We start from the raw sequence: 17,201 nt of genomic DNA, 5'->3' as shown, positions 1-17,201 counted from the left end.
CCCCAAAAGCCTCTTTTTCTGAAAGAGGCTTTTTTGTATTTGAGCCTTAGATTGCGAGTTGTTGGCGAATCCATTGAATATTTTCAGGGCTAAATTGTTTTTCAATATTGACCCAGATTGGATGAAAACCATAGCCGCCGTGTTTCATTTCATTCAGAGCATCCTGCGTCGACCAATTTTCGAAAATAATCCGATACATCGCCACACTTGCACCTGTACGATCAGAACCGTGATAGCAATGAATTAAGACTTTCTGGTTTTTACTTTTCGCAGTTTTGATGGTTTTCATCACCGACAGCAGATCATTACGATCCAGTGCCCAAGTATGAATGGGGACATGTACCAATTGAAAATTTTGCTGTGAAAGAACGGTTTTATCTTTATCGCGACTTCTTAAATTAATCACCACATCAATATCATGCTTTCTCAGCTCAGGAATAATCTCAGCATTGGGTTGTTCACTCCGAAATACGGTGTCACTGATGCGATAAAAATTATGTTGCTGATTAACCAGTGTGCCCCATTGTTGTGGACGTTCATGGTCAGGAAGTGCAGAGGTCGTGATACATGCTGTGAGTTGTACACTGGCTGATAATATGATGGTGTAGCGTAATAATGAAGATTTAAGCATTTTGAATATATCGTTCTAAGTCGGTAGGATCATGAGCACAGATGATGTCGATTTGAGGTTCTGTTTGTGCAAGGTTTTGAATTTCAGACAATGTCTTTAAGCGTAGAGAATTATTTTCAGCAAAGGCAAATTCAAGTTTATCTAAAAGCGGTAACTTATTCTTACGGTCAAGTTCTAAGTGACTGTAATATGCATCGCCACAGAAAAATAACCATCCCGTTTGTTGTTTAATGGCAATACCACAATGTCCTGCGGTGTGTCCTAACAGTGGAATCAGTAAAATTTCATCATTGAAAATATTAAAACCCTGTACCTTGTGAAAGTTAAACCAAGCTTCACCATTTCGAGGTTCTAGAAAATTCCAATAGCGGTGATTTTTAAATTGTTGTGGTCGATAACGTAATTTGTTCATGACCGATATTTTTTGCGCGGCATTATATTCACTGGATAAAATGTGAATAGTGGCTTGCGGAAAATCTGAAATTCCACCTGCATGATCAAGATCTAAATGGCTGACCAAAATATGTTTAACATCGGATGGTTTAAAGCCAAGTTTTTGGATTTGTGAAATTGCCGTGAGATTAAAGTCAGATTGAATGGCGCTCACTTTTGAAAAAAGTTTGCCTAAACGTGCTTGAGGATGCAAATAATCTTGCATACCAAAACCCGTATCGACCAAAACCAGCCCTTTATCTGTTTCGATCAATAAGCAATGACAGACCATTTTCCCATAAAAGCCTTTTTGCCCATAAAGTGGGGCGCAAACAGGACACATGGTTCCGCAATGTAAGTGATGCACGTTGTAAATCATAATCTAAGTTTATTTTTAGGATTGTTGTATCGTTTATAAACTGAATTGAGCTAAATACCAATTTAAAAATGATGTGCTTATGTAATTGTTAAGTATTTGAAAATTCAATCAAGTTAAGTGATCATCCTTTGATTTGGTACTTGTCATCGTTTTAGCGGATGAAAATCATAAAATAAGCATGCAAAATATAGGTTTTTCTCTGTATTTCTGCTTAAATCGCACCCTCTAATTTATTCAACCCACAGTACGAGCAATCACATGTTTATCAAAAGCATTAAACGTAATTATGACAAAGTTGTAGCCGATGACAGTATTGCAGATCAAGATAAAATCGATGCTTTATTGATGAAACTAGGTGCAGAATTTTTGGTGAGTAAAGACGATCGGGTTTATGTTTTTCAAAAGGGCGATTTAACGGCAAAGTTTGATGCCAAACATGCGCGTGCTTACCATTTTAAAGATTATGTCTGTAAGGATATGAATAAACTTTTTCATGGGTTTTGAGTTGCATCAAAACCTATTGAACCCTGTTTATTTACCAACCGCCTGATGCTCCGCCACCACCAGAACCGCCACCTGAGCTTCGACTACTACTCGAAGACGAGCTTGAACTAGACGAAGAGCTACTGCTCGATGAACTAGAGCTAGAGGATGAACTGCTTGAAGATGATGAAGAATTGCTTGAGCTCGGTGGGGCATCTTTAAACCATTCTTGGTATTCAGGTGGATAATACGCTTTATAAGGTTTTGCGATTATGGCAATAATTGCCCATAGAAAAAATAGTAAGAAAGGACAAAAAGAGAAAAATAAAGCCACTGGAATAAATGTATTGGGAAGAAAGAAAGATAATCCGAGTGGAATCATGATAAAGAAACTGGCGTATTTTAATGCTCCTTTTTTAGAAAAAGAGCGAGATTTGAAATGCTGATAAATACCCCAGTGTTGGTTGAACTTAGCAACTAGCCAAAGCACAAGTGCATACAAACCGAAAAGTAAGAAGAAATTTAAGCCAGTCACGATCCAACTAAATAAATGATGAATGGGCATAAAAATGATCATAAACAAAGACATGCCTTGTATTTTGATATTGCGTTGTTTGAGTGTTTGGTAAATCGGTGCAAAATAAATCACGATGATCGCACTGACCATGACATTCCACAGCAGTACGATGAAGTAATTCATGAAATGTTTTGATGGTTGGTCTAAATAAATCGTATCTGGATTTTCATTGTTTGAGCTCACATAGACATAATTGTTCTCAGATGGAGTCTCTAATTCTTCATTTTGATTTTGTTGCAGATTTTCTACAGTTTGAGGAAGTGAAATATCTAGGTCTGGTATTTGACCTAGCTGATTTTGTGCAAGTGCAATGCCTGTATAGTAATCATCATTTTTAAAATTCGGCGCGAGTGTATTGCGGATAATTCGTCCAGATTGAATATCGGTAATTTTGCCTTCTAAGCCATAACCGACTTCAATTCGCATTTTTCGGTCATTTTTTGCGATGAGCAGTAATACACCATTGTCCTGTTTTTCATTGCCAATTTTAATGGTATTGAAGACTTCTAAGGCAGTGTGTTCAATCGACTCACCCGCTAAAGAGGGAATCATCAAAATTTTCAGATCAATATTTTCTTGTTTGAAAATAGCCTCATTATTTTGTTTAAGTTTTTCAATCTGAGTTTGATCCAACGTCGACGTTGTATCAACGATATTCTCATTTTTTAGTCGCTGTAAAAGCTCAGGTGGCAGGGCATGACTGAGTGTTGTGATACAAAGAAGAATAAAAGCATAGATAAACTTATTCATTACCAACTCCCTGATGCTCCGCCACCGCCAGAACTTCCGCCTGAATCACGGTCATTGCTTGATGATGAACTGCTCGAAGAATGACTTGAACTATTGCTAGATGATGAGCGATTCGATGAAGAACGATCTGTTGTATTGGAACTCGGAGAAGTGTTTGGAAATGGGTCTGGAAGTCGTTTGGGATCTTCTTTCTTATTTGAAAATAATTTATTACTGATAAACATTCCAACAACGACCATCAAAATAGTTGGAACAAAGGAAAGTGCAAAAGATAAAATATTTGAAAAATCTTCTGAGACAGCTCCTTTTTGTGATTTGAATAAATAGCAGAATATCAAATAAATGAATGTGATTGAAAATATAACAGTTAATGAAATCAATACAATGCGATTGAATCGAGGATGCTGATGATATTTTGGAAAAATACTTGCGCTGAAAAATGCTGATAAGAAACTTAAGCCAATGAAAGACCAAAAACCAAGATCAAAAATTACGTTTAAAAAAATAGTCCAAAAAAGACTGAAAAATAGGGTGACAAAAAATGCGACCCCTTGTCGAGCATCACGACTTCCAGCCGTGTTATTGAAGGCGTAAAACCACAGCCAAACGATCAAAATACCAAATAATAATTTAACACTTGTCTTGAAGATAAAGATCGCATGCTCTAGTTGATTGTCTCTATATCCACCATTATCGGTAATTACAAAGCCTTCACTTAATTGTGCAATGCTTTGTTGTGCGGCAATTATTCCATAATAGTAATCATTATTTTTAAAATTTGGTGCAAGTATATGGCGAATGATTCGTCCTGCTTGAATATCAGTAATCTCACCTTCTAAACCATAACCGACTTCAAAACGCATTTTACGATCATCTTTGGCGATGACTAAAAGCAGACCATTATTGAGTTTTTTATTTCCTATTTTAATTGTATTAAAGACTTTCTCAGCATATTGTTCAATTGAAGCACCTTCTGTGGATGGCACCATGAGGATTTTTAAATCAATTTTCTTTTCTTGATATAAATACTCATTTTGACTTTTTATTTCAGCAATTTGATTGTCAGAAAGCGTCTGTGTGGTATCGACTATATTTCCTTTTTTAAGTTGTTTTAAAAGCTCAGGTGACAGGGCATGACTGAGTGTTGTGATACAAAGAAGAATTAATGTATAGATAAACTTGTTCATTACCAACTCCCTGATGCTCCGCCACCGCCAGAACTTCCGCCTGAATCTCGATCATTGCTTGATGATGAACTACTACTTGAGTTACTTGAACTATTGCTACTAGATGATGAGCTACTTGAGGAAGAATCGTTTGAATGATTTGCTACATTGGTTCGTTTAAATTCTTCATCAATCGCTTGTTGACGTTCTTTTTCTTTTAGATATTGATTATAAAATGAAGTGAGGTAAGCATTTTCAGTATGATGATGAAAGCGGTATAAAAATTGTAGATAGCGTAAAAAAATTAAGATAAAAATGATGGCTAAACCTTGAAGTAAAACGAGTGCAGCTTTTGGGAAAAAGTCTACATAGTAAAAGATCCCCAATCCCAATATTGAAAAAATCTGTAGAGGTAAACTATATAAAATAGATTTGAGCAATTTATGATTTTGATTTTTGGGTAAAAATATAAGTACTAATAAAGGTGCATAAAGTGGAATGAGTGAGCAAATAAAAAAAGCAATTTTGGGTGTCTGCAAATAAGAAAAAATAAATATATGTATAAATATCTCAAAAACTAAACATGCTGTAAATATACCGAATCCTGCACTGGTTCCCCAATTCACAGTTGCTCTTGTATACAGCCAATATAATGGAATACAGAGTAAAATGGATAAAAATAATTGCACATAAAAATTGAAAGTCGTCAGTATATTTTTTTGCTTATCTAGAGTGTTGCTAAATAAAATATCGAGTTTTAAAAGAGACTGTTGTACCTGATAAAAACCTTGATAATAATCATTATTTTTAAAATTTGGTGCAAGGGTATTACGAATCATTCGTCCTGCTTGAATATCTGGAAAATCACCTTCTAAACCATAACCCACTTCAAAACGCATTTTATGGTCATTTTTCGCAACAACTAAAAGTAGACCATTATCGAGCTTCTGATTACCAATTTTAAGTGTATTAAAAACTTCATTTGCATACTGTTCAATAGATAAGCCATTTGTAGAAGGTATCATAAGAATTTTAAGATCAATTTTCTTCTCTTGGTAGAGTTGCTTATTTTGACTTTTCAATTTAGCAATTTGATTGTCCGAAAGCGTCAGTGTGGTATCGACTATATTTTCTTTTTTAAGTTGTTTTAAAAGCTCAGGCGATAGGGCATGACTGATGACACTGAGCAGTAAAGTGCAGGTAAAAAGAATGAACTGCTGATACAGTGTTTTATAATCATGTTGCATAAGGATGGTTTATCCGAATTTTGTTTAATTTAAAATAATCAATTGCGTAAGTTACATGGATCTCCGTATCTTCAATACATTGAATGAAAATCAAAGTTATCGACCTTAAATAAATACTTTAGAATAGATGAAATAAGTTTGTTGTAAAAATAAGAAACAATAATCATAAAACTTATAAATACGAAATAGAGACCTAAACTACTCGCTGGTAAAAGAGTAAAGATAATGGTAATTAGAAAAATAACCCCAGTAGTGCCTAATACTTTCTTAAAACTGAAAATTTCGTCTAATGTCTTTGGTGACGAAAACCAAAGTATTGATAAATAAAATAACAAGATAGCGATATTGCTAATCAATAGAAATAAAAAATTTAAGTCTAAGTAGTAAGCACTGAGTGTAATGCTTAGGAGTATGTGAAATGTTAAGTAAACGGCTGAAAAAATGTAAATTTTAGACTTATTCATGCTAGTGGAAGAAAGATTTAAATTGTGCATTTTCTGGGCTTTATTGACCAAATCTGCATGATTTTGGAAGCTTTGATAAAGAAATCGGCACAGTGCAATACTGAAAAACAAAAAAACGAAAGTTCCACTGATATAAAAAATGTAGTACGCCTGTAGGCTGTCTTCATAGCGTTTTTTGCCGTAATAAAACGTCTCATAGCTAGGTTGCTGTTTTAGTGAAATTTCCTCTATATATGTTTGAGATGCTTGTAAGGCTGGGTACAATTTATTTTCTTTTAAAAGTGGTTCTAAAATGATGTATTCGATTGGTGTAAGCTTATTGTTATGGCTAATATAGTTTCCATATTCATGAGTTTCGTTGACTATATTTTTATTATCATGATTTAAAATTACGCGGTTAATATGATCTTTTTTACCAATTAAAATGAAGATATGATCTTCGATATTAGGTTCTGAACTTTTAATTTGGTCTGAAATTTCATCTAATTGCTTTGGGTCATCAATCTGTTTTGATGCATCATTTAAGATGAGTATTTTTACCGAAACATGACGTTCATTCTCAAGCTTTTCATTTTGAGACTTAAGTAATTGGATCTCTTGTGGAGCAAGACCTGAAGTAGTATCGACTATATTTTCTTGTTGAAGTTGCTGTAAAAGCTCAGGCGACAGGGCGTAGGTACTTACATTGAACAATAGAGTGAAAATGAAAACGAAGAAATTTTGAAATAGTGAATATTTTAATAGTTGCATTTTTATCATAAATTTTTAGATATTCTTAAAGATTTTAAACAGAAATAAGAAAAAGCCCAAGTTTTTATTACTTAGGTCTAATTCTTTCCACACTTTTAAGAGCTCTCATAAGAGAACGAAAAGTCATAATTTTTGCCTTTTTAATCATAAATTTTAAGTTCTAAATCTTCATTTTTAAAAGGTGGAATAGAAATATGGTTGATTTCTGCAATATGTTTAAATCGAATCCATATAAAAAATTCAATGATATTCAGTCCAAAACCCCATGCTGAGTGGTTCAAAAGCGTGAGTCGAGTATCATAAGCAATGTGAAAGTCAAAGCCTACTCCAGTTGCTCCAAAAGAACTTTGTATATAAAAAAACAGCCCCGAAGTTACTTTGGGAATGTAAGTAATTAATGGAGTAATAAAAAGAGGGACAAGGCTCAAGCTGATCCAAAATAAGATTTTTAAACCAGTGACTTCCAGTTTCCAATATTTAATAGCGCCAATAAGCATAAAAACGAGTTGAGCATAAAGTATAAAAACAAGAATAAAAACAATGATAGATAAAGAAATAGAGAGTAGTTGATAACTTAATAAGATGATACCAAGTACTGCAAAAATGCCGTAATACAACGCGAAGATTTTATGTTTTGGGTCTTTAAAATGTGTTTGAGTTGACATGATAATATTTATTGTTCAATAATTTTGAAACAGTATAGTTAAAAAACGGTCAATTAAAAATAATGAATTTTATTGTTTTATTATAAATTTAAATTGGAAAGGAGATAAAAGGTAACCAAAGATTGGTGGTTACCTTTATATAAAAATAAATTTACTGCGGTCTTGCCACATCACCACTTAAACTTTCAGGCAAGTCTAAAACAGTCACTTCAAGCTCAGCCAAAGCCTCAGGACGAGCAACCACAAGCGCAATAAAACCATTTTCAAAAGCAGTGCTATTCACCACTTGCACGCCTTTATTCAACTGTTCACCTTGTGCAGGAACATCACCTGAACCCTGAACCACATGTAACCACGCTTTCGGTTTTGCCTTAAACCAAAGACGTGCAATCACTTCCTGACCCAAGTAACAACCCTTGTCATAATTCACAGCACCACGTTGATGGAAACGTAACTCTTGTGGTTGGAATAAACCTTCAATCGCTTGATTAATATAAGCTTGACCATTCTGAATCGCAGCAATTTCCCAAGTAGAAATATCAGTTTCACTGTCAGAAAAGTCAGTTGTCGTGCCATTTACAGTCGGAAAAACAGCACCAATTTGCTCAAGTTTCATCTTGGAAAATGCACCATATTTTTTAATATGTTTGGCAAATTCTTCCGCTTGATCTTGCGTGGTCACGATTTCAAATTCTTCAGGATTACGTTTTTTTAACCATAAACCAAAATGAATACGACCTTTCAAATCACAAATTGCAGTGTATTGCGATACATTTTCAGCCAAAGCTTCTGCATTTACAGTCACTTGTCCTTGCAGGAATTTTTGTGCATCGACACCGATTAACGTGAAAGAGGAGAACGCTAAATTGCTCATGAAATATTCATCCAATTTAAATCTAATACTAAAGAATTAGCCTTATTTTCCGCTATTTTTATAAAAAATGCACATTTAAGAAAAATAATTCGAGCAAGTTGTTACTAAATATTTCCAAAACCCCTGTTTTTGTATCTAAGTTTATGAAATTTAAACGATTTGGGAAATGGGTTTTCGGCAGTGTACTATTCGAGCATCAGACACGCAGTACAAAATGATGCAAGAGGCACAATTCAATGAATAACAATTATCGCAAACCACTGCAAGGTACCCAGCTCGAATACTTCGATGTGCGTCAAGCCGTTGAAGACATCCAGCCAGGCGCATACGCGAAACTTCCATACACTTCAAAAGTATTGGCTGAACAGTTAGTCCGTCGCTGTGACCCAGCCATTCTCGAACAATCTTTAAAAGAACTGATTAACCGTAAACAAGACCATGATTTTCCTTGGTATCCTGCACGTGTGGTGTGCCATGACATTCTCGGACAAACTGCATTGGTTGACCTTGCAGGTCTGCGTGATGCGATTGCCGACCAAGGTGGTGATCCTTCAAAAGTAAACCCAGTTGTACCAACCCAGTTGATCGTAGATCACTCTTTGGCAGTGGAATACGGTGGTTTTGACCCAGATGCATTTGAGAAAAACCGTGCTGTGGAAGACCGTCGTAACGAAGACCGTTTCCACTTCATCGAATGGACTAAAACTGCGTTTGAAAATGTCGACGTGATCCCTGCGGGTAACGGCATCATGCACCAGATCAACTTGGAGAAAATGTCTCCAGTGGTGCAAAACCGTGAAGGTGTGGCATTCCCTGATACTTGTGTAGGTACAGATTCTCATACACCACATACTGATGCGCTTGGTGTGATCTCAATTGGTGTCGGAGGACTCGAAGCTGAAAATGTAATGTTGGGTCGAGCATCTTGGATGCGTCTTCCAGATATTATCGGTGTAGAATTTGTTGGTCAGCGTCAAGCAGGCATTACCGCAACAGATATCGTATTGGCATTGACAGAATTCTTGCGTAAAGAACGTGTGGTGGGTGCATATTTAGAATTCTTTGGTGAAGGTGCAGACAGCATGTCAGTGGGTGATCGTGCCACGATTTCCAACATGACTCCTGAATATGGCGCAACTGCGGCAATGTTCTACATTGATCAGAACACCATTGATTATTTAACACTGACAGGTCGTGAAGCAGATCAGGTTAAACTTGTTGAAACCTATGCCAAAGAAATCGGTCTTTGGGCATCGGACATGAAACAAGCGGAATATCCACGTGTACTTCGTTTCGATCTTTCAACTGTAACCCGTAATATTGCAGGTCCATCAAACCCACATGCTCGTGTATCAACAGCAGATTTAAAAGCCAAAGGCATTGCAGGTAATTTAGACGCAGCTCGTGCGCAAGAAGCTGAAGGTTTAATGCCAGATGGTGCTGTGATCATTGCAGCGATTACGTCTTGTACCAATACTTCGAATCCACGTAATACCGTTGCCGCAGGCTTGTTGGCGCGTAAAGCCAATGAACTTGGTTTAGTGCGTAAACCTTGGGTGAAATCATCATTTGCACCAGGTTCTAAAGCAGCAGCTTTGTATCTTGAAGAAGCAGGCGTATTGGGTGATCTTGAGAAGCTTGGTTTCGGTATTGTGGCGTATGCCTGTACCACATGTAACGGTATGTCAGGTGCGTTAGATCCTGTAATTCAACAAGAAATTATTGACCGTGACCTGTACGCAACTGCGGTACTGTCAGGTAACCGTAACTTTGATGGTCGTATTCATCCTTATGCAAAGCAAGCGTTCTTGGCTTCTCCACCGTTGGTTGTGGCGTATGCGATTGCAGGAACAATCCGTTTTGACATCGAAACAGATTCATTGGGCAATGACAAAGACGGTAATCCGATTTACTTAAAAGACATTTGGCCATCGGACGAAGAAATTGATGCTCTGGTAAAAGTTGCTGTTAAACCTGAACAGTTCAAGAAAGTGTATATCCCAATGTTTGATTTGGGTGAGCGTGTACAGGCTGCGAGTCCATTGTATGACTGGCGTCCGCAAAGTACCTATATCCGCCGTCCGCCGTATTGGGAAGGTGCTTTGGCTGCGCCACGTACTTTGGCGAATATGCGTCCGCTTGCGATTCTTCCTGACAATATCACGACAGATCACTTGTCACCATCGAATGCGATCTTGATGGATTCGGCAGCAGGTGAATATCTTCACAAAATGGGCGTGCCTGAGGAAGACTTCAACTCTTACGCAACGCACCGTGGTGACCATTTAACTGCGCAACGTGCAACATTTGCAAACCCGAAACTGTTCAATGAAATGGTGGTTCGCTCTGACGGTACGATCAAGCAAGGTTCTAAAGCACGTGTTGAGCCTGAGGGCGAAGTGATGCGTATGTGGGAAGCGATCGAAACTTATATGAATCGTAAGCAACCGCTGATCATCATTGCAGGTAAAGATTATGGTCAGGGTTCTAGCCGTGACTGGGCTGCAAAAGGTGTGCGTCTTGCTGGTGTTGAAGTGATTGTTGCAGAAGGTTTTGAGCGTATTCACCGTACTAACCTTGTAGGTATGGGGGTATTACCGCTTGAGTTTAAAGCAGGTACAGACCGTAAGACGTTAAAGCTTGATGGTACTGAGTTGTATAGCGTGATTGGTAATATTGCGCCGCGTTCGACTTTAACTTTGGTGATCGAGCGTTCGACTGCTGATGGTCAAAATGAGATCGTGAAAGTGCCTGTAACCTGTCGTTTGGATACCGAAGAAGAAGTGCATGTGTATGAAGCGGGTGGTGTGTTGCAACGCTTTGCACAGGATTTCTTGGAAGGGAATGTTTAATTAAAATAATGTATCGTACTTCGATACCGAAGTACGATACAGTTAAATACATATTAAACAAATAAAAAATTTACTCTGTTCACATTAAGAACTATTATTTCATCATGAGTGAATATATTAGAGTTAACCCCGATAGAATTGAATGGTGTCGTCTTAAGTACGATGTCAGTGTTGAGCTTTTGGCAAAAAAAATTGATGTGAAAGTTGAAAAGTTGGAAGGCTTATTAAAAGAAAATGAAGATCCAACAATAACTTATAACCAGCTTGAAAAATTGGCTGACTTATTTGGCGAAAGCATTCTATTTTTTATTAAAAATGAGCCGATTGAAGAGAAAGAGATATTTGTACCTCAATTTCGTACGTTTGACTCTCAAATGCCAATCATAGATCTAAAAATCAAAAAAATTATTGAAAATGTTATTGCTCAGCATGAAGTTTACTTAGGTTTACAAAATGATTTAGATATTGAAGTTGAGTATTTTCAAAGTCCTGATCTGAAAAATCACTCTCTTACTAAGCAAGGTGAAAAAATTCGTAAATGGTTAGGAATTGATAATTCTAAAAAAATGACTTTTAAGGACTACAGAAAGCTAATAGAAGATAAAAATATTCTTGTATTTCTAAGTTCTGGATACAGTGGCGCATGGAAAATTCCTAATGATAGCACTGTGATTGGCTTTAGTTTTTATAATGAAAAAGTACCTCTCATTTTCATTAAGAAGGATAATGAGTTCAGTGATAGCTTATCTGTCTTTACTTTGTTCCATGAATTAGCACATATACTTTTGCATAAGAAAACAATTATTGATACGAATGAAATTATTTACTCTGATAAAAGAATCGAAAGAGAGGCAAATCTATTAGCTGCTAATATTCTCGTAAGTGACAATGTGCTTAAGCAGTTAGATATAAAAGAAAAACCAGAAGAAGTTGAGAGGTTTGCTCAATGGCTTAAACCTATAACAGATAAACTATCTGTAAGTCCAGATGTAATATTATTACGTCTTAAGGAGTTCAATTTAATTAGTCAATTTGAATATGATAGTTTTAGGTTATATCGTAAAGAAGAGTTTGAGAGGAATAGATTTAGCATTGTAAAAGAACAAAAGGGCATACCGAGAAGAAGATCTTTAGAACCAAAACAAATTTTTGGTGATGGATATGTGCGGGTTGTAATTGAAGCTTTACATAGTAAGTTAGTTACTTTAAATAAAGCTAGTAATTATCTTGATGGAGTAAAAATAAAGAATATTCAAGAAATTGAAAGGAGTATCTATGGGTAAAGATATTTATATCTTAGATGCTTCAACGCTTATTGATATTTGGCAGAGATTCCCAAGAGATCTAAAAGTTTTTCAACAACTTTGGGAACAAATCGAGGAGTTAGTTGAATTAGAAATAATAGTAGTAACAAGAAGAAATTTTGAAGAAGTGAAGAGTAAAAGTGAAGAAATTCATAATCATTTTAAGGGGTTGGGTATAGTTATACTAACTCCTACACAAGAAATCTTGGAGTTAGCTGTAAATATTCAGATGGAATTAGGTATTACAGATGCAGAAATTAAAAATAATTTACGTAAAGGGGTAGATGAAGGGGATTTATTTTGCGTAGCAACTGCGAAAATCAGACAAGCGATATTGGTAACCGAAGAGAGTAAGCAACCTGTTAATTCGGGGAATAAAGGAGCGTTGCCGACAAACTATAAAATTCCAAGAGTATGTGCATTGTCGTCTGTAAATGTTGAATGTATAAATTTTCTTGAGTTATTAGATCTTATAAAGAACTTATAAAAAGTAGAGTTTTTTACTTGTAAAATTAAAAATTGTAACTATGCCCAAAAAATCCCTCGAACAAAAAGCCGACGAAGAACGCCGCTATATTTTGGCAAGTGGTGCAGCCAATACAGCCGAACTTGAACCTTTCTTAACTGACCCTAATCAAGCGATTCGAGCCACAGCTGCCATGAACCCCGATGCAGATGCCGAAATCCTTGACCGCTTTGCAAACGACAAATTTTGGGGAGTACGCATGGAAGTCGTCCACCATGCCAACGTCAGCGAAGCGACATTACGCAGATTACTCGAAGCCAAAGTCAGCAAACGAGGTGTTGTTCATCACGCAGCCTGTGAAAAACTTAAAGAACGAGGCGTAGTATTTGGAACAGACGGCATGCCACTTGATATGCAGAAATAAATTGAAACAAATCGAATTGCATAGAAAATTCGATTCAATTTGAGAAAAATAAGCGAAGAAAAAACAAAAAGTGGCGATTTATATCTCAAAATTGCAATAAAACTGACAATAAATTCGTTCAGGTCATTTCTTGCAAAAATGACATCATCATTTTGCAAAATAGACAATAGACATTCATCTCGATAGCGGTATACTGAATTCACCATTTCTAAATACCTATGGAGAACAAAAATGGTTACTGCTGGTCAAAAACCCGGAACAGGCTTCTATTTTTGTGTCAAATGCGGACACCGCACCTACTTAGAAATTGGTACAGATCGTCTACCACCGTGTACCAAATGCCTTGGCAATCAATTCAACAACAAGAATGCCTAAGCAGCACCAACAAAACAGTTACTCACTGTTTTAAGAAAAAGCCCTATCATCCCATAGGGCTTTTTTGTTAACGTATAAAAAGTTTAAACAATAAATAAAACAAGGAAGACACGTCATGATCGAAACAATCCTCAGTCTATGTATTGGTATTGGTCTAAGTGCGGCATGCGGTTTTCGTGTATTTGTACCTTTATTGGTCATGAGTGTTGCAGCCATCATGGGATGGTTTGAACCGATGAAAGGTTTTGAATGGCTCATGATGCCATCGGTCTGTATCGGGCTTGCAGTGGCAACCATCTGTGAAATCGGAGCTTACTATGTACCTTGGGTCGACAATGTACTCGATACCATTGCAACACCAGCCGCATTAGTCGCAGGAACACTGACAACTATGGCTGTGAGTACAGGTGAAATGTCACAATTTACCAATTGGGCAGCAGCACTGATTGTGGGTGGTGGAACAGCATCTGCAGTACAACTCAGTACCGTTGCCGTACGTGGCGTATCCACAGCAACCACAGGTGGGATTGCAAACCCTGTAGTATCGACAGGAGAATGGATCAGTGCGCTCGTCGTTTCATTACTGTCTTTTGTTGTTCCTGTATTGGTGGTGATCGTTGGTATTATTGCCATGATCTGATCCTAGACAAAATAATGGACAGCACGTCCCTCTAAAGATAACGTAACTTTAATCTTTGGAGATTCAAGAAATGGCTAAACGTTTTAGTCCCGAATTTAAACAGCAAGCGATTGATTATGCACTTTCAAACTCACACGAGTCTGTAGCTGCAATCGCCCAGAAATTAGGTGTGGGTTATTCAACATTAGATAAATGGATTCGTGAAACCAATCCGGCAGGTTCAAGCAAACGTCAACTTTCACCAGAACAACAGCGGATCGTGGAATTAGAGAAAGAAGTCAAACAGCTCAAGGAAGCCAATGACATCTTAAAAAAAGCGCATGTGTACTTTCTAACAGATCATGCCAAGAAAAGTACACGGTAATTCAAGATCTAGATATGAATGAAGTCACCGTATCTTCTGCCTGTAAATACCTAGGTGTCAGCACTTCAGGCTATTATGCCTGGCGAAAACGTCAAGCCAATACGGCACAGAAATATAATGACTTAAAAGCCGTATATTGGCAGCATCATGCACGATTGGGTGCACCTTCATTAGTACATGACATGCATGATTTAGGTTACAACATGAGCGAACGTACTATTGGAAGGATGCTAAAAAAGCTTGGTTTACGTAGCAGGATTGCGCGTAAATACAAGCATACGACTGATTCAACCCATCGTTTGCCTACAGCACCCAACTTGTTGGATCGCCAATTTACAGTTACTCAGCCTAATAAAGTCTGGACAACAGACATTACCTATATCCGCACTAAAGAAGGTTGGTTGTATTTATGTGTGATGCTAGATTTATTTAGCCGTCGTATCGTGGGGTGGCAAACCAGCCATCGAATAGACCGCCAGTTGGTGTGTGATACGTTTAACTATGCAATGGCTCGTCAGGGTTATCCAACTGGTGTTATGGTTCATTCGGACCAAGGCTCACAGTACTGTAGTCGTGATTTTAGAGCGCTGTTACTGAAAAATGATTGTACTCAGAGTATGTCTAGACGTGGAAACTGTTGGGATAATGCAGTGACTGAAAGCTTCTTTCATACATTAAAAGGTCATGTGGTACATGGCAGTGTGTTTTCGACTCGAAAAGAGGCGAATGCGGTCTTGTTTGATTATATTGAGATTTATTACAATCGGGTCAGAAGGCATTCTGCAAACGGCTGGTTAAGTCCAGAAGCCTTTGAACAGAAATATTTCAAGAATTTAGAGGGATCGATTGTCCACGATACTGTCTAGGATCAATCATTGTTGTACGCTGGGTGATGAAAAAGAAAAAAGAGAATGCAGTCAGTCCATTATCCTAAACATTAGGATAATCATCATTCCATCTTAAATGCACTCTTAGAGTGCATTTTTAACATCAGAACAATAAATTAAGTAATTGTTTTATATTTACAATTTGAAATTAAAAAAAGAATAAATTTCAGCAATAAAGGATTGATTTTTGCCTAATAAAACCATATTTTTAGTATGGGATTAATAAAAGGCATACTTATTGTATGGATTAATAAATTAAACACTTGTGAAATAAATTTTGGGGGAACTTTATATGGACAGATTTATTATCAATTCTGAAGCACAAGCCAATGGTGCGTATGAAATTCATAACATGAGCAAAGGTTGTGAACATTTACCTATGGCTCAAAATCAAAACCAATTGGGCTTCTTTGCAACTTGGGATTTGGCGCTAAAAAGAGCAAGAACCAATTGGCCACGTGAGAAAATAAGCCTGTGTCAAATATGCTGTAAATAATTGGTATCTACGTCTACGCACTGTTTTGGTGTTATTCACAAGGGCAGTGCGATCAAACTTAAACAATGCAGTTAAATTATAAATACTTCTAAAAGGCATATAGACCAAAGGCGTATAAAAACCAAGCAAAACTACGTCAAAAAAACGATGTGAAAGTGTGAAAAATAGCCATTAAAATTCAAGAAATTTTAATGCGTTAACATAAGATAATTGTTTTAAAACAGTTATATAAGTGCTATTAAATTAACCATAATACAAATATCACATGGATAGGTGAATACAATGAGTAAATTTGAGGTCGAAATTAATTTGCCTGAGCAAAATACCCAGTCATTTGAAACAGATGACATTAACCAAATTCAGGCGAAGTTTTATGCCATAAATTGGCGTCGAATATTTATGAGTCCATTGAATAAGACTGAAATTTCCTTTGCTGTATTAAATACTGAAACACAGCAGTATCTGGATATTCAGCTCAATACCCAGTCCAGTCAATCAGAACCCGTCTTTCAAGTTGAAAGTAATATTCAAGTGGTGACTGAAAATAAAGAGTTTTTAGGCTTGTTAACACGTAAGAAAAACTATGACTTGGTTTATAAAAATTTAAATCAAGCCAAGGTGTCTGAGCAGCTAGATTTATTCTTAAAAGAGAATGTTGAGGCAATGACTGAACAATATAAGCAATTATTACACAAGAAAAAGCTACAAGAGCAACGTCTCGCCTAATTGATGATGTTGAATGATTTACCCACTTAAACTTGATGTTTAAATTTGCAGATATTCATGGTTTTTTGCAATAAAAAATCATGAATAATGCCTATTTGGAAATTTTTTCTTTTATGGTGAAATTATTTGGGAAAATTTTTCAAATAAACTTTAATTGGGGCAATCTCAGGGAAATAATCCCGAGCCGAATTGGTTAATATTTACATCAAGGGTGAAGGGATCGGAAAGAGTAGATTGCTACCAGTTGCG

At 36.6% G+C, this 17,201-nt stretch carries 18 protein-coding genes; 10 read left to right on the top strand and 8 right to left on the bottom strand.

Features of this window, described 5'->3' with window-relative positions; all coding sequences use genetic code 11:
* Nucleotides 1-46 precede the first annotated feature (46 nt).
* Together BEN71_RS15350 and BEN71_RS15345 are read right to left on the bottom strand one after the other, a co-directional pair.
* A complete protein-coding gene (locus BEN71_RS15350) occupies nucleotides 47-631 on the bottom strand; it encodes a dual specificity protein phosphatase family protein (RefSeq protein WP_068974084.1) in 585 nt (194 codons plus the stop codon).
* Nucleotides 624-1,442, bottom strand: coding sequence for an MBL fold metallo-hydrolase (locus BEN71_RS15345; RefSeq protein ID WP_068974083.1), 819 nt, complete (start codon nucleotides 1,440-1,442; stop codon nucleotides 624-626). Before BEN71_RS15345 ends, BEN71_RS15350 begins: the two co-directional genes overlap by 8 nt.
* Nucleotides 1,443-1,700: 258 nt before the next feature.
* Between BEN71_RS15345 and BEN71_RS15340 the strand changes: the two genes are divergently transcribed.
* Nucleotides 1,701-1,946 carry a hypothetical protein gene (locus tag BEN71_RS15340; protein WP_068974082.1) on the top strand — a complete coding sequence of 82 codons (246 nt, stop codon included), beginning with the start codon at nucleotides 1,701-1,703 and terminating at the stop codon, nucleotides 1,944-1,946.
* 31 nt (nucleotides 1,947-1,977) lie between these two features.
* Here the strand turns inward: BEN71_RS15340 and BEN71_RS15335 are convergent, their stop codons facing one another.
* The 6 genes from BEN71_RS15335 to ygfZ form a co-directional block, all read right to left on the bottom strand.
* Nucleotides 1,978-3,252, bottom strand: a complete 1,275-nt coding sequence (locus BEN71_RS15335) for a TPM domain-containing protein (protein WP_068974081.1) — start codon at nucleotides 3,250-3,252, stop codon at nucleotides 1,978-1,980.
* Nucleotides 3,252-4,439, bottom strand: coding sequence for a TPM domain-containing protein (locus BEN71_RS15330; protein ID WP_068974080.1), 1,188 nt, complete (start codon nucleotides 4,437-4,439; stop codon nucleotides 3,252-3,254). The genes BEN71_RS15335 and BEN71_RS15330 overlap by 1 nt, the downstream gene beginning before the upstream one ends.
* Nucleotides 4,439-5,665: a TPM domain-containing protein gene (locus tag BEN71_RS15325; protein WP_068974079.1), complete on the bottom strand. Its 1,227-nt coding sequence runs from the start codon at nucleotides 5,663-5,665 to the stop codon at nucleotides 4,439-4,441. The genes BEN71_RS15330 and BEN71_RS15325 overlap by 1 nt, the downstream gene beginning before the upstream one ends.
* Before the next feature lie 71 nt (nucleotides 5,666-5,736).
* Nucleotides 5,737-6,879: a hypothetical protein gene (locus BEN71_RS15320; protein ID WP_068974078.1), complete on the bottom strand. Its 1,143-nt coding sequence runs from the start codon at nucleotides 6,877-6,879 to the stop codon at nucleotides 5,737-5,739.
* 140 nt (nucleotides 6,880-7,019) lie between these two features.
* The gene (locus BEN71_RS15315) at nucleotides 7,020-7,544 is read right to left on the bottom strand and encodes a hypothetical protein (RefSeq protein WP_068974077.1); all 525 of its coding nucleotides are present in this window, start codon (nucleotides 7,542-7,544) and stop codon (nucleotides 7,020-7,022) included.
* Nucleotides 7,545-7,695: 151 nt separating this feature from the next.
* The gene (ygfZ, locus tag BEN71_RS15310) at nucleotides 7,696-8,418 is read right to left on the bottom strand and encodes a CAF17-like 4Fe-4S cluster assembly/insertion protein YgfZ (protein ID WP_068974076.1); all 723 of its coding nucleotides are present in this window, start codon (nucleotides 8,416-8,418) and stop codon (nucleotides 7,696-7,698) included.
* A 236-nt stretch (nucleotides 8,419-8,654) separates the two neighbouring features.
* Between ygfZ and acnD the strand changes: the two genes are divergently transcribed.
* From acnD to BEN71_RS15265, 9 genes are all read left to right on the top strand, one after another.
* Nucleotides 8,655-11,270: a Fe/S-dependent 2-methylisocitrate dehydratase AcnD gene (gene acnD, locus BEN71_RS15305; RefSeq protein ID WP_068974075.1), complete on the top strand. Its 2,616-nt coding sequence runs from the start codon at nucleotides 8,655-8,657 to the stop codon at nucleotides 11,268-11,270.
* Nucleotides 11,271-11,374: 104 nt separating this feature from the next.
* On the top strand, nucleotides 11,375-12,553 hold the full coding sequence (locus BEN71_RS15300) for an ImmA/IrrE family metallo-endopeptidase (RefSeq protein ID WP_068974074.1): 1,179 nt from the start codon (nucleotides 11,375-11,377) through the stop codon (nucleotides 12,551-12,553).
* A complete protein-coding gene (locus BEN71_RS15295) occupies nucleotides 12,546-13,061 on the top strand; it encodes a DUF4411 family protein (RefSeq protein ID WP_068974073.1) in 516 nt (171 codons plus the stop codon). The genes BEN71_RS15300 and BEN71_RS15295 overlap by 8 nt, the downstream gene beginning before the upstream one ends.
* A gap of 40 nt (nucleotides 13,062-13,101) precedes the next feature.
* Nucleotides 13,102-13,464 (top strand): hypothetical protein, encoded by a 363-nt coding sequence (locus BEN71_RS15290; protein ID WP_068974072.1) that lies wholly within the window; start codon nucleotides 13,102-13,104, stop codon nucleotides 13,462-13,464.
* 231 nt (nucleotides 13,465-13,695) lie between these two features.
* Entirely contained in the window at nucleotides 13,696-13,839 is a 144-nt protein-coding gene (locus BEN71_RS15285; RefSeq protein WP_086322766.1) for a zinc ribbon-containing protein, read from the top strand.
* A gap of 118 nt (nucleotides 13,840-13,957) precedes the next feature.
* Nucleotides 13,958-14,479 (top strand): DUF4126 domain-containing protein, encoded by a 522-nt coding sequence (locus BEN71_RS15280; protein WP_068974136.1) that lies wholly within the window; start codon nucleotides 13,958-13,960, stop codon nucleotides 14,477-14,479.
* A gap of 70 nt (nucleotides 14,480-14,549) precedes the next feature.
* Nucleotides 14,550-15,709 (top strand): IS3 family transposase gene (locus tag BEN71_RS15275; protein WP_117276768.1). Its coding sequence is split into 2 segments (ribosomal slippage): nucleotides 14,550-14,784 and nucleotides 14,784-15,709, totalling 1,161 coding nucleotides; the frame shifts between segments, so codons are not numbered across the junction.
* Between the two features lie 313 nt (nucleotides 15,710-16,022).
* Entirely contained in the window at nucleotides 16,023-16,226 is a 204-nt protein-coding gene (locus BEN71_RS15270) for a hypothetical protein (RefSeq protein WP_068974936.1), read from the top strand.
* Nucleotides 16,227-16,508: 282 nt separating this feature from the next.
* A complete protein-coding gene (locus BEN71_RS15265; protein ID WP_068974935.1) occupies nucleotides 16,509-16,952 on the top strand; it encodes a hypothetical protein in 444 nt (147 codons plus the stop codon).
* Nucleotides 16,953-17,201: the final 249 nt, after the last annotated feature.

It is taken from the genome of Acinetobacter wuhouensis (assembly GCF_001696605.3).
Classification (GTDB): domain Bacteria; phylum Pseudomonadota; class Gammaproteobacteria; order Pseudomonadales; family Moraxellaceae; genus Acinetobacter; species Acinetobacter wuhouensis.
The sequence above is the reverse complement of the archived record's forward strand: the minus strand, read 5'-3'. Positions and strand labels throughout refer to the sequence as shown.

What these genes read in the sequence shown, in the direction of transcription:
- BEN71_RS15350 (WP_068974084.1), bottom strand. Translation starts at nt 631, where the DNA reads ATGCTTAAATCTTCATTATTACGCTACACCATCATATTATCAGCCAGT.
- BEN71_RS15345 (WP_068974083.1), bottom strand. Translation starts at nt 1,442, where the DNA reads ATGATTTACAACGTGCATCACTTACATTGCGGAACCATGTGTCCTGTT.
- BEN71_RS15340 (WP_068974082.1), top strand. Translation starts at nt 1,701, where the DNA reads ATGTTTATCAAAAGCATTAAACGTAATTATGACAAAGTTGTAGCCGAT.
- BEN71_RS15335 (WP_068974081.1), bottom strand. Translation starts at nt 3,252, where the DNA reads ATGAATAAGTTTATCTATGCTTTTATTCTTCTTTGTATCACAACACTC.
- BEN71_RS15330 (WP_068974080.1), bottom strand. Translation starts at nt 4,439, where the DNA reads ATGAACAAGTTTATCTATACATTAATTCTTCTTTGTATCACAACACTC.
- BEN71_RS15325 (WP_068974079.1), bottom strand. Translation starts at nt 5,665, where the DNA reads ATGCAACATGATTATAAAACACTGTATCAGCAGTTCATTCTTTTTACC.
- BEN71_RS15320 (WP_068974078.1), bottom strand. Translation starts at nt 6,879, where the DNA reads ATGCAACTATTAAAATATTCACTATTTCAAAATTTCTTCGTTTTCATT.
- BEN71_RS15315 (WP_068974077.1), bottom strand. Translation starts at nt 7,544, where the DNA reads ATGTCAACTCAAACACATTTTAAAGACCCAAAACATAAAATCTTCGCG.
- ygfZ (WP_068974076.1), bottom strand. Translation starts at nt 8,418, where the DNA reads ATGAGCAATTTAGCGTTCTCCTCTTTCACGTTAATCGGTGTCGATGCA.
- acnD (WP_068974075.1), top strand. Translation starts at nt 8,655, where the DNA reads ATGAATAACAATTATCGCAAACCACTGCAAGGTACCCAGCTCGAATAC.
- BEN71_RS15300 (WP_068974074.1), top strand. Translation starts at nt 11,375, where the DNA reads ATGAGTGAATATATTAGAGTTAACCCCGATAGAATTGAATGGTGTCGT.
- BEN71_RS15295 (WP_068974073.1), top strand. Translation starts at nt 12,546, where the DNA reads ATGGGTAAAGATATTTATATCTTAGATGCTTCAACGCTTATTGATATT.
- BEN71_RS15290 (WP_068974072.1), top strand. Translation starts at nt 13,102, where the DNA reads ATGCCCAAAAAATCCCTCGAACAAAAAGCCGACGAAGAACGCCGCTAT.
- BEN71_RS15285 (WP_086322766.1), top strand. Translation starts at nt 13,696, where the DNA reads ATGGTTACTGCTGGTCAAAAACCCGGAACAGGCTTCTATTTTTGTGTC.
- BEN71_RS15270 (WP_068974936.1), top strand. Translation starts at nt 16,023, where the DNA reads ATGGACAGATTTATTATCAATTCTGAAGCACAAGCCAATGGTGCGTAT.
- BEN71_RS15265 (WP_068974935.1), top strand. Translation starts at nt 16,509, where the DNA reads ATGAGTAAATTTGAGGTCGAAATTAATTTGCCTGAGCAAAATACCCAG.